This window comes from Mesonia sp. K7 (genome assembly GCF_003233725.1).
Taxonomy (GTDB): domain Bacteria; phylum Bacteroidota; class Bacteroidia; order Flavobacteriales; family Flavobacteriaceae; genus Mesonia.
This window is the reverse complement of sequence record NZ_QKQV01000002.1, coordinates 171,901-187,138: the sequence shown is the minus strand read 5'-3', so window position 1 is coordinate 187,138 and position 15,238 is coordinate 171,901. Positions and strand designations below refer to the sequence as shown.

Below are 15,238 nucleotides of genomic sequence, written 5' to 3'. Positions count from 1 at the left end.
AGATGAAAACACAAAATAAAAAAGTAACGATTTCTGCAGAAGTAAACTCCCCAGTAGACAAAGTTTGGGAACGTTGGAACGAACCAAAGCACATTACCCAATGGAATTTTGCGACAGACGATTGGTGCTGCCCAAAAGCAGAAAACAATTTACAAGCAGGAGGAAAGTACCTTGCGCGTATGGAAGCCAAAGATGGGGGTTTTGGTTTCGACTTTGAAGCCACGTATGATGAAGTAAAAAATCAAGAAAACATAAGTTATACGATGCCTGATGGAAGACAAGCGACAACGCTTTTTGAACCAGAGGGAAATAAAACCAAAATAACTACTACTTTTGATGCTGAAAATGTAAATTCGGTAGAAATGCAACGTGATGGTTGGCAAGCTATTTTAAACAACTTTAAAAAGTATACTGAAGAAGTTTAAGAATCGAAGTTGATAGTATTGTTAATAAATTCGCATATTCATTTGGAAGAAAACAATGCTTTATCCTATCTTTGCCCCTATAAAATAAAAAAGTCATGTTCGAATTTGATCAGTATTTAGGTTTTTTAGCATTTTTAGGCATTGCCACGATTGGTTTTTGGTTAATGATATTATTATTAACTTTTATTGTTCCGTATTGGGTTGGAGGCTCGATTATGGAAATGATTAAAGAAAAACGTGAAGAAAGAAAACGTAAAAAAGAACTATCTAAATAAGTTCAAAAAACATATTTAAAATAAAAAAGGGAGCAATTTGCTCCCTTTTTTTCTAACTAACACTAACACACAATAATTTTAGTAATCGCCACCATTTTCGTCGCCATTTCCAAAACCATTATTCTCTTCTTGCCCTTCTCTTTGTTTTTTACGATCGTTGGGTTGGTTGAACCTGTAAATAACCGATAAGGTATATTGTCTTTGTCTCCACTGAAATTCACTTTCTCTTATCGTCCCATTAGAAAGTCGAGTGTATGAATCTCTTACGCGAGAATTGAATAAATCACTCACATTAAAAGAAGCCGTTAACACATTTGGGACAATCTCTTTACTCATCGCTAAGTTAGCTGAAAAGATTCCATCGTTTTCTGTTTGGGCATTTTTACGGGGTCCCATATAAAAACCATTTAGCTGTAAATCTATTTTAGCTGGGAGTTCAAATTTAGAGCTTAACCTTCCAAACCAAGTTGTGTTTTCGGTACCGTATTCTTCTCCATTATATTCACCTTCGGTTTGTGAATTAAACAAATTGAAACTAGCATTGAGTCGTAACCATTTCGCAGGATTGTAAATTGTTCCTATTTCGGCTCCTATACGCTCATCGGTACCTAAGTTAATCGGTATAGTTCTTACGCCGGGTCTTCCGTTGAGTTCTATTTCTTCATCAATTCTCTCAAAGCTATTGGTCTCTTTTTGATAATAAACCGATGAGGTTAGGGTAAGTTTTTCCCATTTTTTGAGATAGCCAACATCAAAGAAATTAGAGTAAGCCGGATCTAAGTCAGGGTTACCTTGAAATACGTTGGTAGCACTAGATCGAGAAGGGAAAGGATTGATGTACCATCCTCTTGGTCTGTTGATACGACGGTTATAACCCAAAGTTATGTTTTCGTCTTCCGACAATTCGTAAATTAAATTAACGGTAGGAAATAAACCGAGGTAATTTTTGTCGAAATTGGCATTAAAATCAACACCAAGACTTTCTTCCAAAGTACTTTCAGGAAGTAAAGTTTCTAGTTCTCCTTTCATAATGGTTTGCTCTAGGCGTAAACCTAATAAAAAAGAAAAATCACCAAACTTATTACCGTACTGTGAGTAAAGTGCGTTTACATTTTCGGTATAAGTAAAAACATTGGTCAGGGTGTCATTTAGAACACCAAACTCTTTCAATTCATAATCTAATTCTTCTTCTTCATAATTACTACGAAAACCAGCTTCGAATTGTGCTTCGCCCATCGGTAAAACATAATCGGCTTGTAATAAGAATTCATTTTGGATTTCGGTTTCAAAAATACTTTCAGAGTCTGTTATGTCTTCTGTCGGAAAAGTTTTTGTTTCTACAATTGTCGTTGGTCTGTCTTCTTTATCATAAGAATACTGAAAGTCTGCAGTAAGTTGATGTCCTTCGTCATTAAACTTGTTCATATAATTTAAAGAAGCCTGATAACTGTTGTCTTTTTCTTCTTCAATTTGCTCGCGGTAAATCCTTCTACTTACCTCGTCATTCAGATAGCCAATGGTGTTGTTTTCGGTTACGTCTCTATCATCGCCATAACGGAAGAAAAAGCTACCGGTAATCGATGATTGATCATTGATGAAATATTCAACACCAAAATTGTTATTGAAACCTTGATAACGTCTGTCCATATCACGGTCTTCTATTTCACGGTTATATGCTATACCATCTTGATCGGTAGCAGCGTTGGCATATCTAGAATCGAAATAACCATAACCAGGAGACTTTCTGTAGTAGTTACCTATGGTATTGAAAATATTAAACTTGTCGGTTCGTAAATTGAGATTAGCCGAAATACTAGAGTTGGCAGGAAAACCAACATTGGCAGAAATAGAACCATTAAAGCCTAAAGTCTTTTCTTTTCTCAGAATAATATTAAGGATACCTGCAGTTCCTTCTGCATCGTAACGCGCCGATGGACTTGTAATCACTTCTACACGCTCGATGGCATCTGCAGGTAATTGCTGAAAAATATTGGTGTCACCAAAACCAGCCATCGCAGAAGGCTTACCGTTAATGAGAATGCGTACGTTCTCATTTCCGCGTAAGCTAATACCTCCTTCTACATCTACCGTTACCGAAGGTACGTTGCTTAAAGCATCGCTTACGGTAGCTCCTTGTGTGGTTAAATCTTTACCAATATTATATATTTTTTTATCAAGGCGAACATCTACTTCTGTGGTTTCTGCTCTTACGACCACTTCGTTGAGGGTGTTTTGGTTGATTTCTAAAACAATATTCCCTAAGTTAATATCTTTATTGATGGTTCTATTATTGTATTTTTTGGGTTGAAAAGAAATGTATTCTACAACAATGTTATAAGTTCCTTCTTTTATTTCGATAGAAAAGTTACCGTCAAAATCGGTAACTCCTCCTTGTGCAGAAAGTTTACCAGTAACATCATTAAAGGTTATAGTGGCGTATTCTAGAGGAATCCCTGCATCATTATCGGTTACTTTTCCGGTAACAACGTGTGTGTTTTGTGCAAAGGTGAGGAAGGAAAAAAAACTAAAAGCAAAAGCTAATAGTAGGGAGCTATTTTTAAAATTCATAAAACTTATTCTTTGTAGAGTATGACTTCTATTTTACAGGAAGGTTGTAAGGAAAATCGTTAATTTTTTAATAAAAAAAATCTGTAGCGATTAAACTACAGATTTTCAATAGGGTAACTTAACTTAGGTTTTTATGTAGTGAAAGATTTAGTCTTCAATTTCCACTTCAACCTTACGTTTTCTCATATCTCTTTGCCGATCTTCGATGTCTTCTTTTCTGTCTTTCAGCATTTTTCTGCGATTTTTCATTCTTTCGGCATTAGCTTTTCTATGCTCTTTTCTTCTCTCAAGCATTTCTTTGTACTTCTTCTTTTGGTCTTTGTCTAGTACAGCTTCAATTTGTGCTTGTTTATTTTCTTGAATCGCATCTATTCTTGCTTTTTTCTGATCTCTTGTCAATTCATCCATCGCCATAATCTTTTTGATTTCCTCTTTAGAATTCATATTGATGGCTTTAATTCTTTGGCCTTGATTTTCTGTAAGATTTAATTCGTCTTTCACGTGATCTCTTCTAATTTCTGCTCTAGCTTCTACTTTTGCAACACGCTCAGCACGTTCTGCTTTTGCTGGTCTTTCTTGTGCTTGGCTTATTCCTATACTGAAAATAGCGATAAATGCACTTAAAATTATTTTTTTCATAATTTTTATTTTTAATTGTTTGTAGTGTATAAATCTAAAAACGTGCCAAAAGTTAATTTCTTATGTTTTCAAGATTGTTTTTCCGTTGTTCTTTTACAATCTGCACATACTTATCATACTGTGTTTTGGTAAGGATATCCCTCACTTCTCTTATTTTTTCTATATCAAGAGCAGCAATAGACTTATTTTTTTCTTTCAACGGTAAATCACTGTTCACTAATTTCTGCTCTTTCATTTCAAAATCAAGAAGCTTGTTTTTCATCAATGTATACTGTTTTCCTGAAAGTGCGAGTTCTTTTGCAAGATAGTCTACTTGATTTTCAACTCTTTCTTGAATGTGTTCAGGAACTATATCTTTTGATATAAATTGTGCATGTAACGAAAAACTTCCCATCATAAATATGAATAATACGACTATTTTTTTCATAACTATAGGTTTTAAGGTGAATGCTTAATATACTTATGAAACTGTACTTTTGCCGTTAAAATAGCGTTAAACTATATCAATACCCTTTTATTGAAATCTAGATAAACTCCTTTATTTTTTCGGTTGGGCGACCAATAATTGCTTTATCATCTTTTACGATAATTGGTCTTTCGATAAGCTTGGGGTGTTTGGTCATTGCATCAATAATTTGAGCTTCCGAAAGTTTTTTGCCTTTGTAATTCTCTTTCCAAATGCTTTCTTTGGTTCGTACAAGTTCAATAGCTTTTATACCTAATTTTTTTAGGACATCTTTTATTTCTTCTTTGGTTAACGGAGTATCTAGGTATTTTACAATGAGAAAGTCTTTTCCTGAATCCTCCAGAACCTGTAATCCTTCTCTTGATTTACTACATCTAGGGTTGTGGTATATTTTGATCATTTTTATCTATGTTTAAAGTTGAAAGTTTTAAAGTTAAAAAGACTTTTTTGAAATTTAAAATCAAGTATAGAATCCCATATCTTAAATTTCAGACTTATACCTCGTCTCGTTGTCCCATAAACATCAAGTAAGCTTTTAAAAAGCGGTCTATATTTCCGTCCATCACATCATCTACATTGGCAGTTTCTTCACTGGTTCTAACATCTTTAACCAATTTATAAGGATGCATCACATAGTTTCTAATTTGTGAACCCCATTCAATTTTCTTTTTACTAGCTTCAATATCTTCGCGTTGTTCGAGTTGTTTTTGAAGTTCTATTTCATACAACTGCGATTTTAACATTTGCATTGCTCTTGCTCGGTTGTCGTGTTGTGAGCGCGTTTCTGAACACGAAATCTGAATACCCGTAGGTTTATGTACCAACTGTACTTTGGTTTCCACTTTATTCACGTTTTGTCCACCAGCACCACTTGATCGAGCAGTGGTAATTTCGATATCAGCAGGATTAATTTCAATTTCGATCGTATCGTCTACCAACGGATACACATACACCGAAGCAAACGACGTGTGACGTTTGGCATTGCTATCAAACGGAGAAATACGCACCAAGCGATGTACACCATTTTCACCTTTTAACCACCCAAAAGCATAATCTCCTTGTATCTCAAGGGTTACGGTTTTAATTCCAGCAACATCACCATCTTGATAATTGAGTTCTTTGACTTTGTAGCCTTCTTTTTCTGCCCACATCAAATACATCCGCATCAGCATACTTGCCCAATCGCAACTTTCTGTTCCGCCAGCGCCGGCAGTAATTTGTAAAACAGCAGGAAGATTATCACCCTCAGTAGAAAGCATATTTCTAAACTCGATATCTTCTAAGTGATTTTTTGCGTTGTCAAAACTTTCGTTAAGCTCTTGTTCGGTAGCGCCTTCTTCTTTGTAAAATTCGTACATGACTTCTAAGTCATCAACCAGTGTGATGGCTTTTTCATAGTCTTGCACCCATTTTTTTTCTGCGTTAAGCGATTGTAATAACTTTTCAGCTTCTTGTGGATTGTCCCAAAAGTCGGGAGCAAAAGTTTTTTCCTCTTCATTAGAGATTTCTATTTTCTTTGCATCGATGTCAAAGATATTGTTTTAGGGCGGTGACACGATCTCTTAAGTTTTGTATGTTTTCTTGTGTAATCATTGCTTCAATTTCAATTTAGATAAACAAAAATAGATTTTAGTGTGAGATTGAAAAAGATTTTATAGATTTAATTCCGCTTTAAGCTGAAATTTTATGATCGATTTAAAAAGTGATACCGTAACTAGACCAACCCCAGAAATGTTGGATTTTATGATGAACGCCGAGGTTGGTGATGATGTGTATAAAGAAGACCCAACGGTAAATGAATTGGAAATGCGTGTGGCCGAAATGTTTGGGAAAAGTCAAGCCTTGTTTTTCCCGACAGGTTCGATGGCGAACCAAGCAGCTATAAAAATGCATACTCACCCAAGCGAGCAGCTTATTTGTGACAAATGGGCGCACGTTTATAATTATGAAGGTGGTGGCGTTTCGTTTAACAGTGGGGTTTCTTGTAAATTGGTAGATGGCCATCGCGGTATGATTACTGCCGAACAGGTAGAAGAAGCTATCAATCCGCCAGATTTTTATCACAGTCCGTTTACGCGCTTGGTTTGTATCGAAAACACGACCAATAAAGGTGGTGGTGCTTGTTATGATATTGAAGAAATCAAAAGAATCAAACAAGTCTGCGAAAAACATCAGTTGGGTTATCACCTTGATGGAGCTCGGTTGTTTAATGCTTTGGTGGCTAAAAATGAAACTCCAAAACAATATGGCGAATTATTTGACACAATCTCTATTTGTCTATCTAAAGGTTTGGGAGCTCCGATTGGTTCGGTTTTGGTAGGCGATGACCGTTATATGGTACAAGCTATGCGTGTACGTAAAGTTTTAGGCGGCGGAATGCGACAGGTAGGTTATCTCGCTGCTGCTGGAATTTATGCTTTAGATCACCATATCGATCGATTGGCAGAAGATCACCAACGAGCCCAGGAAATAGGAGTGAAGTTACAAACGCTTTCGTATGTAAAAAGTGTCGAACCGATTGAAACCAATATTGTCATTTTCTATTTGAAAGATAGTATTGATGAGGAAAAATTTATGCAGCAGTTACAAGAAAAAAATGTGGTCATTAGCAATATGGGGAATGGGAAATTACGGGTCGTTACGCATTTAGATTATACGGCAGAAAAACATCAAGAGTTTTTGGAGGTTTTAGGAGCGTTGAAAGTTTGAAGAATATATAGTGAAAATTTTTTTGCAATTAGCTTTACGGATTGGGATTAATCAAAATCTGGTTTTACATCTTTGATTTTATTATTGTATATTTCTTTATGAAATTTATGTTTTTCAATAATACGAAAATCAAAATTTTGCATAATATCAAATTCTTTAATCAAAAACAAAAAATTAGGATACCCTAAATCTTTTTGTAAAGAGTTATATAATATTAAAAATAATTCGTCAGAAGATAATTGTGCTCTAACAATTGAAGCATAAAATTGTTTTTTTGAATTTATTATTAATTCTGATTTATATATAAACTTAAAAATATGATAAATATTCCTAAAATAATGACTTAAAATTTGTTTAAAATCTTCAAAATAAAATTGTTTATAAACATCTAGCAATCTTTCCTCTGAACTATATATTGAGTCAGGTGGATTTTCAATATAAGTATATCCTCCTGAGGAATTTCTTTGCGAAATTAAATTACTTCTTTCTATCTTGTTATCTAATTTAGCTGATGCTTCTGATAAAACTTCTCTACTTTCATAATTTCTTAATCCAAAATTTATTTCATGTAGACTGAAATTTAACTTATCTATTAATTCATGATGTAGAGACAAAAGCTGAAAAAAAGTGTTTTCGAATCGTTGGATTTTTAGAGTTTCAGATTGTTCCTCAAAAACTTTTCTCGTTTCGGTAAGCTCGGATCTTTGCAATTCAAATTCTTGAATTTGTTGATTTAAGGCTTGAACTTGTGCTTCTAATGCCTTTCTATTAATTTGAATATCTGTCCTCTGTTCTGTTAATGCCACATAAAAAAGAATAACACCTGCTAAAGACCAAAGTGAGCCAACAATTCCTCCAATTAAATCTCCAAATTGAGCAGCTTTATTAGAATTTATTTTTGTAGAAAAGCTAATACTTTCCTTCCAAAGGAAGAAAATAACACCTAATAATAAGAGGGCTAAACCTACCCAAAGTAATATTTTACTATTCTTTTCTGTTAACATTAACTTTAAAATCTCAAATCTAACACCTATTTTCTAATTTCTCATACATAAAACTATTTAAACATATCCATTCCGGGAATATTGGGCATCCCTTCTTTGGCGACTGCGGCAAGTTCGTCTTCGTTTATTTTAGTGGCTTTTTCGATGGCTTTGTTTATGGTTAACACCAAATAATCTTCGAGCTGTTCTTTGTCTTCTAACAGTTCGTCAGCTACAGAAATATTCTTTATTTTTCGATTTGCCGTAATTGTAACTGATAAAAGTTGGTCTGAAGAAGTCTCTTCAATCGTTACGGTATCCAGTCTTTTTTTTGTAGCTTCTACTTTGGCTTGGGCTTCTTTAAGTTTATTCATCATACCCATCATATCTCCAAACATAATTTTTGTATTTTTAGATTTTCCTCAAAATTAAAAAATATGCCGTTAAAATTAAGTAGGTCTCGGGTAAAATTGTTTCATTTGTATGCTTTGTTCCTTTTATTGGGAGCTTGTAAAAACCAAGATCAAGAAATGAATAAAACTGAAATTATTCCGCCGAAAGCAAAAAAAATAGAAAAGAAACTAGAAAAACACGGTGATGTGCGCATCGATAATTATTATTGGCTGAACGATCGCGAAAATCCAGAAGTGATTGCTTACCTCGAAGCAGAAAATGAATACAACGATAAAATGACGGCACATACCAAAGATTTTCAGGAGAAGTTATTCCAGGAAATTAAAGGTAGAATAAAAGAAGATGACAGTTCTGTGCCTTATAAACTTCGTGGTTATTGGTATTACACCCGATACGAAAAAGGAAAAGATTACCCCATTTATGCACGTAAAAAAGAAAGCTTAGACAATGATGAGGAAATTTTATTTGATGTAAATCAAATGGCCGAAGGTCACAGTTACTACCAATTAGGAGGTTTAAATGTGAGTCCGGATAACCAAAAGATTGCTTTTGGGGTTGATACCGTGAGTCGAAGAAAATATACCATTCAGGTAAAAAACATGAAAACAGGAGAAATTCTACCCACAAAAATAGAAAATACCACGGGAAGCTCAAGTTGGGCAAATGATAACCAAACCTTGTTTTACAGTCGGAAAGATGAACAAACCCTTCGTGCTAATCAAATTTTTAAGCACAAACTCGGTGAAAATCCAGCAAATGATGTTTTAGTTTTTGAAGAAAAAGATGAAACATTTAATGCTTATGTGTATAAATCGAAATCACATCAGTACATCATTATTGCTTCAGGAAGTACGATGTCTGATGAATATCGAATTTTAGATGCCAATCAACCTGATGGTGAATTTAAAATTTTTCAACCTAGAGAAAGAGGTTTAGAATACAGCATTTCGCATTACAAAGATCATTTTTATATTCTGACCAATATAGATAAAGCAACCAATTTCAAACTTCAAAAAACGCCGATTTCGGCTACCGAAAAAGAAAATTGGCAAGAAGTGATTCCGCATCGCGATGATGTTTTGTTAGAGGGAATCGATATTTTCAAGAATTACTTGGTGGTTTCTGAACGTTTTAATGGGTTAAATAAAATTAGAATCATGCGTTGGGACGAAAAAGCCGATTATTACTTGCCCTTCGATAACGAAACCTATACCGCTTATACCAGTACCAATCCCGATTTTGATACGCAAATATTGCGTTACAAGTACAACTCGATGACGACTCCTGCTTCAGTGATCGATTTTGATATGGAAAATAAAACTTCGGAAATCAAAAAAGAGCAGGAAATTTTAGATCCAAATTTTGATAAAAATAATTACGCTTCCGAGCGAATTTGGGCAACGGCACGAGACAATACCAAAGTTCCTATTTCGTTGGTCTATCGCAAAGGCATCAAGCGGGACGGTAAAAATCCGACGTTGATTTACGGTTATGGCAGTTATGGAAATACCATAGACCCATCATTTTCGATAAGTAGATTGAGTTTGCTGGATCGAGGTTTTATTTTTGCTATAGCGCACGTTAGAGGAGGAGAATACTTGGGTAGAGATTGGTATGAAAACGGTAAAATGTTACATAAAATGAACACGTTTACCGATTTTGTTGATTGTACAAAATACCTTATCGAGCAAAACTATTCATCACCTCAACATATGTATGCCATGGGCGGTTCAGCTGGCGGTTTGTTAATGGGGGTAATTCTTAACACCAACCCAGAACTGTATAACGGTGTGATTGCTGCAGTTCCGTTTGTGGATGTAACCACAACGATGCTTGACGATAGCATTCCGCTTACGACAGGAGAATATGATGAATGGGGAAATCCCAACGATCAGAAATATTATGAATATATTAACGCCTATTCACCCTACGATAACGTAAAAAAACAAAATTACCCTAACGTTTTGGTAACCACGGGATTACATGATTCTCAAGTACAATACTGGGAACCAGCAAAATGGGTGGCAAAATTGAGGGAATATAAAACAGACAACAAGAAATTATTATTCCACACCAATATGGAAACAGGTCATAGTGGAGCTTCTGGGCGTTTTGACGCGCTTAAGGAAGTGGCCGAAGACTATGCTTTTTTGCTAGACTTGGAAGGAAAAATTCGTAATTAAAAAAAATCATGTAAATTTGCGATGTTTTTTGGGCTTATTTTTATCAGTCCTAAAACAAAAATTATAAATAAGAATTTCATTTTATGAAAGAAAACTCAAAAGTTTATAATAACGTTTTACAGCTTATAGGAAATACTCCGCTTATCAAGCTTAACCAAATTACCCAAAACTTCGACGGTGAATTTTTAGCTAAAGTAGAAGCCTTTAATCCAGGTCACTCTACCAAAGACAGAATAGCTTTATACATTATCGAAGAGGCAGAAAGAAAAGGTATTTTGAAGCCTGGTAGCACCATTATCGAAACCACTTCGGGTAACACTGGTTTCAGTATTGCGATGGTTTCTATCATCAAAGGTTATGAGTGTATTTTAGCAGTAAGTTCAAAATCATCGGCAGATAAGATAGATATGTTAAAAACGATGGGGGCAAAAGTATACGTTTGTCCAGCTCACGTTTCTGCAGATGACTCTCGCTCATATTACCAAGTAGCCAAGCGTTTACATCAAGAGATCAAAGGTTCGGTTTATATCAATCAGTATTTTAATGAGTTGAATATCGATGCGCATTACAATACCACCGGGCCAGAAATTTGGGAGCAAACTCAAGGTGAAATTACACATCTCGTCGCTTGTAGTGGAACGGGAGGGACCATTTCCGGTACAGCGAGATACTTAAAAGAAAAAAATCCGAATATTAAAGTTATAGGTATAGATGCTTACGGCTCGGTATTGAAAAAATACCACGAAACACGCGAGTTTGATGCCGAAGAAATTTACCCTTACCGTATTGAAGGTTTAGGAAAAAACTTAATTCCTACGGCGACAGATTTTGATGCTATCGATAAATTCATCAAAGTAACTGATGAAGAAAGTGCCCATACCGCAAGAGAGTTGGCAAAAACCGAAGGTTTATTTGTTGGTTATACCAGTGGTGCCGCTTTCCAGGGAATTAAACAATTAGAAGCTCAAGGCGAATTTGATAAAAACAGTAAAGTAGTGGTAATTTTCCCAGATCACGGTTCGCGTTATATGAGTAAAATTTTCAGTGATAAATGGATGCACGAGCAAGGTTTCTCAGATTCAGAGAATAATATCCACGTTGAAAAAATAGAGTATATCAAGTAAGAAATTAACAAATTATACATCAAAGCATCCAATTTGGGTGCTTTTTTTGTTTATAACAAATTAAAACCTCATTTAATAAGTTGGTCAAATTTCACTACATTTGCCACATAATAAAAAGAAAATTGATTGATGTATGAAAGATCTTTTCGATAAAATTTATAAAGATAAAGGTCCATTAGGAAAATGGGCAGAGCAAGCAGAAGGTTACTTTGTATTTCCAAAATTAGAAGGAGAAATCAGTAACCGAATGAAGTTTAGAGGAAAAGAAGTTATTACTTGGAGTGTCAACGACTATTTAGGTTTAGCCAACCATCCAGAAGTAAGAAAAGCAGATGCAGAAGCAGCTGCAAAATACGGTTCGGCTTACCCGATGGGAGCAAGAATGATGAGTGGTCACACTGATTTGCACGAAAGATTACAAAACGAATTGGCTTCATTCGTTAAAAAAGAAGCCGCTTATTTATTGAATTTTGGTTACCAAGGTATGGTTTCTACCATTGATGCTTTGGTTAGCAAAGACGATGTAATTGTTTATGATGTAGATGCACACGCATGTATCATCGACGGAGTTCGTTTGCACTTAGGAAAGCGTTTTACCTATAAGCATAACGATGTAAAAAGTATCGAAAAGAACTTAGAAAGAGCCACCAAAATTGCCGAACAAACAGGAGGAGGAATTTTGCTAATTTCAGAAGGAGTTTTTGGAATGCGTGGTGAACAAGGAAAACTTAAAGAAATTGTTGAGCTTAAGAAAAAGTATAAATTCAGACTTTTTGTAGATGATGCCCACGGTTTTGGTACTTTAGGAAAAACAGGAGCAGGAGCAGGAGAAGAACAAGGTGTTCAAGACGAAATAGATGTGTATTTTGCAACGTTTGCCAAATCGATGGCAAGTACAGGTGCTTTTATTGCAGGGGACAAAGAAGTGATGGATTATTTGAAATACAACTTACGTTCGCAAATGTTTGCCAAATCTTTGCAAATGCAATTGGTAGAAGGTGCCTTAAAGCGTTTGGATATGCTTAGAACCATGCCAGAGTTGAAAGAAAAGCTTTGGGAAAATGTCAATGCTTTGCAAAACGGTTTACGTGATCGTGGTTTCGACTTGGGAACGACACAAAGTTGTGTGACTCCAGTTTACCTAAAAGGAAGCATTCCAGAAGCGATGGCCTTAGTGAAAGACTTACGTGAAAACCATGGTGTTTTCTGTTCGATTGTGGTTTACCCAGTCATTCCAAAAGGATTGATTTTATTGCGTTTAATTCCAACAGCAACACATACGATGCAAGATATCGAAGAAACATTAGAGGCTTTCTCTGCTATTAGAGAGCGTCTAGAAAACGGAACTTACAAAAGACTTTCAGCTCACGTAGCAGAAGCGATGCAAGGGAAGTAATTCTTTGAGAGAATAATCAATAAAAAATCCGCTTAAAGCGGATTTTTTGTTTATACAATTTTCTTGATCACCCGTAAGTTATGTGAATACCGGCTGGTATCTACATTAAAAATACCGCTGTGATCGATACGGTCGACACGAACTTTTCCGTGGGCGTGAATGATGTAGTTGTTTTCCATAATGATACCGACGTGAATAATGTTGCCTTCGGCATTATCAAAAAAAGCTAAATCTCCGGGTTCGCTTTCTTCTATAAAACTTAAAGCTTCGCCTTGGGTGGCTTGTTGGGAGGCATCTCTTTTGAGTGCATAACCACAAATTTTATACACCATTTGCGTAAAACCACTACAATCGATACCAAAAGGGGTTTTTCCGCCCCATAAATAAGGAGAGTTTAAATATAACAAAGCGGTTTTGACCAATTCTGATTTCGGTAATTTTTCCTCCATCTTTTTACCATCGTACTGAAATGGGAGTAGCGACAAGGCTTTTAAATTTGCCCCAATAGAAACCAGCTGTAATTGATGGTTTTGGTCGTGAAGAAATTCTACTAAATCACCAACCAAAACATTTTTTTGTTGATCTAGTTGCTTGTAGTTTTCTTCTGTAATTTCTATATATTGTTGATGGTCTATCCAACCTTCGTATTGATCAAAAGCAATTCTGATTTTGACCCAATTCTTTCGCTTATCAATAATTTTAAAATGGTCACCAAACAAAAGTTGTGTGACCATTTCACTTTTATCAGAATTTTCTAAACGAACGGGTACGATATTAAGATGACCAACTCCGTATTGCATTCAGAAAATAATTAGAGGATGTTTTCGATCACCATGGCAGAAGCTCCACCGCCACCGTTACAAATTCCTGCTGCTCCGTATTTGGCTTTGTTTTGTTTCAATACACTCAATAAAGTGATTAAAATTCTAACTCCAGAACAACCGAGTGGATGTCCTAAAGAAACCGCGCCGCCATTTACATTTACCTTTTCGGCATCCAGTTCCAGCAATTGTAAATTGGCTAAACTCACTACAGAAAATGCTTCGTTGATTTCATAAAAATCGATATCTTCTTTGCTTAAGCCAGCTTTGTCTAAAGCTTTTGGTAATGCTTTTGCGGGAGCGGTCGTAAACCATTTTGGTTCTTGTGCCGCATCGGCGTAACTTTTTATGACAGCCAAAGGTTTTAGGCCTAATTGGTCTGCTTTTTCTCTACTCATCAAAACCATTGCGCCAGCACCATCGTTTATGGTTGATGCATTGGCTGCGGTTACTGTTCCTTCTTTGGTGAAAGCGGCTCTTAATGCTGGTATCTTGTCTAATTTTACATTTTTAAATTCTTCATCTTCGCTTACTTCAATAGGTTCGCCTCTTCTTTGCGGAACACTTACCGGTACCACTTCGTCTTTAAACAAACCGTTTTCCCATGCTTTTTGCGATCTTTTGTAGGACTCGATAGCGTAGTTGTCTTGCGCTTCACGCGAAATGTTATACTTGGTAGCGGTTTCGTCGGCATAAACGCCCATCGCTTGTTTGTCGTAAGCATCGACTAAACCGTCTTTTTGCATTCCGTCTTCCATTTGGCTAGGGCCAAATTTTACACCATTTCTCAAATGCATGTAATGTGGAATCATACTCATATTCTCCATTCCTCCAGCAACAACCACATCGTTATCACCCAAAGCAATACTTTGCACAGCTTGCATCACAGCTTTCATTCCACTAGCACAGACCTTATTTACCGTGGTGCAAGGAACATCGTGAGGAATTCCTGCAGCGATAGCGGCTTGTCTTGCTGGCGCTTGTCCATTTCCGGCCTGAACGACATTCCCCATAATAACTTCTTGAACTACTTCTGGTTTTAGGTTGATGGCTTCTAAGGCTCCTTTGATGGCAATAGCACCCAATTGGGTTGCAGGTATAGTAGATAAACTGCCCATAAAACTTCCTAATGGAGTTCTTTTGGCACTTACAATAACGACTTCTTTGTTCATAATTTTATGTTTCAATTCTGTTTCTGCGAATTTAAGGTATTTATAAAGAACATCCCAAAAAGA

Annotated in this window: 15 protein-coding genes; 6 read left to right on the top strand and 9 right to left on the bottom strand. The window is 35.8% G+C overall.

The genetic code is table 11. The features are described from left to right. Nucleotides 1–2: 2 nt before the first annotated feature. Both DNG35_RS02310 and DNG35_RS02305 read left to right on the top strand, forming a co-directional pair. The gene (locus DNG35_RS02310) at nucleotides 3–425 is read left to right on the top strand and encodes an SRPBCC family protein (protein ID WP_111126146.1); all 423 of its coding nucleotides are present in this window, start codon (nucleotides 3–5) and stop codon (nucleotides 423–425) included. A gap of 95 nt (nucleotides 426–520) precedes the next feature. Then, nucleotides 521–700, top strand: a complete 180-nt coding sequence (locus DNG35_RS02305) for a hypothetical protein (protein WP_111126145.1) — start codon at nucleotides 521–523, stop codon at nucleotides 698–700. Nucleotides 701–778: 78 nt separating this feature from the next. On the opposite strand, the gene DNG35_RS02300 is transcribed toward DNG35_RS02305, so the two are convergent. The 5 genes from DNG35_RS02300 to prfB all read right to left on the bottom strand — a co-directional run bounded on the left by DNG35_RS02300 (nucleotide 779) and on the right by prfB (nucleotide 5,966). Continuing rightward, nucleotides 779–3,268, bottom strand: coding sequence for a TonB-dependent receptor domain-containing protein (locus DNG35_RS02300; RefSeq protein ID WP_111126144.1), 2,490 nt, complete (start codon nucleotides 3,266–3,268; stop codon nucleotides 779–781). Nucleotides 3,269–3,415: 147 nt separating this feature from the next. After that, the gene (locus tag DNG35_RS02295; RefSeq protein ID WP_111126143.1) at nucleotides 3,416–3,907 is read right to left on the bottom strand and encodes a hypothetical protein; all 492 of its coding nucleotides are present in this window, start codon (nucleotides 3,905–3,907) and stop codon (nucleotides 3,416–3,418) included. A gap of 52 nt (nucleotides 3,908–3,959) precedes the next feature. Then, nucleotides 3,960–4,334, bottom strand: a complete 375-nt coding sequence (locus DNG35_RS02290; protein ID WP_146228822.1) for a hypothetical protein — start codon at nucleotides 4,332–4,334, stop codon at nucleotides 3,960–3,962. Between the two features lie 97 nt (nucleotides 4,335–4,431). Further along, complete coding sequence (arsC, locus tag DNG35_RS02285; RefSeq protein WP_111126141.1) at nucleotides 4,432–4,773, bottom strand: arsenate reductase (glutaredoxin); 342 nt, start codon at nucleotides 4,771–4,773, stop codon at nucleotides 4,432–4,434. A gap of 94 nt (nucleotides 4,774–4,867) precedes the next feature. After that, nucleotides 4,868–5,966 (bottom strand): peptide chain release factor 2 gene (gene prfB, locus DNG35_RS02280; protein WP_111126140.1). Its coding sequence is split into 2 segments (ribosomal slippage): nucleotides 4,868–5,902 and nucleotides 5,904–5,966, totalling 1,098 coding nucleotides; the frame shifts between segments, so codons are not numbered across the junction. A gap of 93 nt (nucleotides 5,967–6,059) precedes the next feature. On the opposite strand from prfB, the gene DNG35_RS02275 reads away from it, so the two are divergent. Next, a complete protein-coding gene (locus DNG35_RS02275) occupies nucleotides 6,060–7,082 on the top strand; it encodes a low specificity L-threonine aldolase (protein ID WP_111126139.1) in 1,023 nt (340 codons plus the stop codon). Between the two features lie 47 nt (nucleotides 7,083–7,129). Here the strand turns inward: DNG35_RS02275 and DNG35_RS02270 are convergent, their stop codons facing one another. Beyond that, the gene (locus DNG35_RS02270; protein WP_111126138.1) at nucleotides 7,130–8,086 is read right to left on the bottom strand and encodes a putative phage abortive infection protein; all 957 of its coding nucleotides are present in this window, start codon (nucleotides 8,084–8,086) and stop codon (nucleotides 7,130–7,132) included. 53 nt (nucleotides 8,087–8,139) lie between these two features. Beyond that, nucleotides 8,140–8,463 (bottom strand): YbaB/EbfC family nucleoid-associated protein, encoded by a 324-nt coding sequence (locus tag DNG35_RS02265; RefSeq protein ID WP_111126137.1) that lies wholly within the window; start codon nucleotides 8,461–8,463, stop codon nucleotides 8,140–8,142. A gap of 39 nt (nucleotides 8,464–8,502) precedes the next feature. On the opposite strand from DNG35_RS02265, the gene DNG35_RS02260 reads away from it, so the two are divergent. From DNG35_RS02260 to DNG35_RS02250, 3 genes are all read left to right on the top strand, one after another. Then, nucleotides 8,503–10,662 (top strand): S9 family peptidase, encoded by a 2,160-nt coding sequence (locus DNG35_RS02260; RefSeq protein ID WP_111126136.1) that lies wholly within the window; start codon nucleotides 8,503–8,505, stop codon nucleotides 10,660–10,662. 83 nt (nucleotides 10,663–10,745) lie between these two features. Further along, nucleotides 10,746–11,786 carry a PLP-dependent cysteine synthase family protein gene (locus tag DNG35_RS02255; protein ID WP_111126135.1) on the top strand — a complete coding sequence of 347 codons (1,041 nt, stop codon included), beginning with the start codon at nucleotides 10,746–10,748 and terminating at the stop codon, nucleotides 11,784–11,786. A 133-nt stretch (nucleotides 11,787–11,919) separates the two neighbouring features. Next, nucleotides 11,920–13,182 (top strand): aminotransferase class I/II-fold pyridoxal phosphate-dependent enzyme, encoded by a 1,263-nt coding sequence (locus DNG35_RS02250; protein WP_111126134.1) that lies wholly within the window; start codon nucleotides 11,920–11,922, stop codon nucleotides 13,180–13,182. Between the two features lie 50 nt (nucleotides 13,183–13,232). On the opposite strand, the gene DNG35_RS02245 is transcribed toward DNG35_RS02250, so the two are convergent. Continuing rightward, nucleotides 13,233–13,982, bottom strand: coding sequence for a C40 family peptidase (locus tag DNG35_RS02245; protein ID WP_111126133.1), 750 nt, complete (start codon nucleotides 13,980–13,982; stop codon nucleotides 13,233–13,235). An 11-nt stretch (nucleotides 13,983–13,993) separates the two neighbouring features. Beyond that, the gene (locus DNG35_RS02240; protein ID WP_111126132.1) at nucleotides 13,994–15,175 is read right to left on the bottom strand and encodes an acetyl-CoA C-acyltransferase; all 1,182 of its coding nucleotides are present in this window, start codon (nucleotides 15,173–15,175) and stop codon (nucleotides 13,994–13,996) included. Nucleotides 15,176–15,238: the final 63 nt, after the last annotated feature.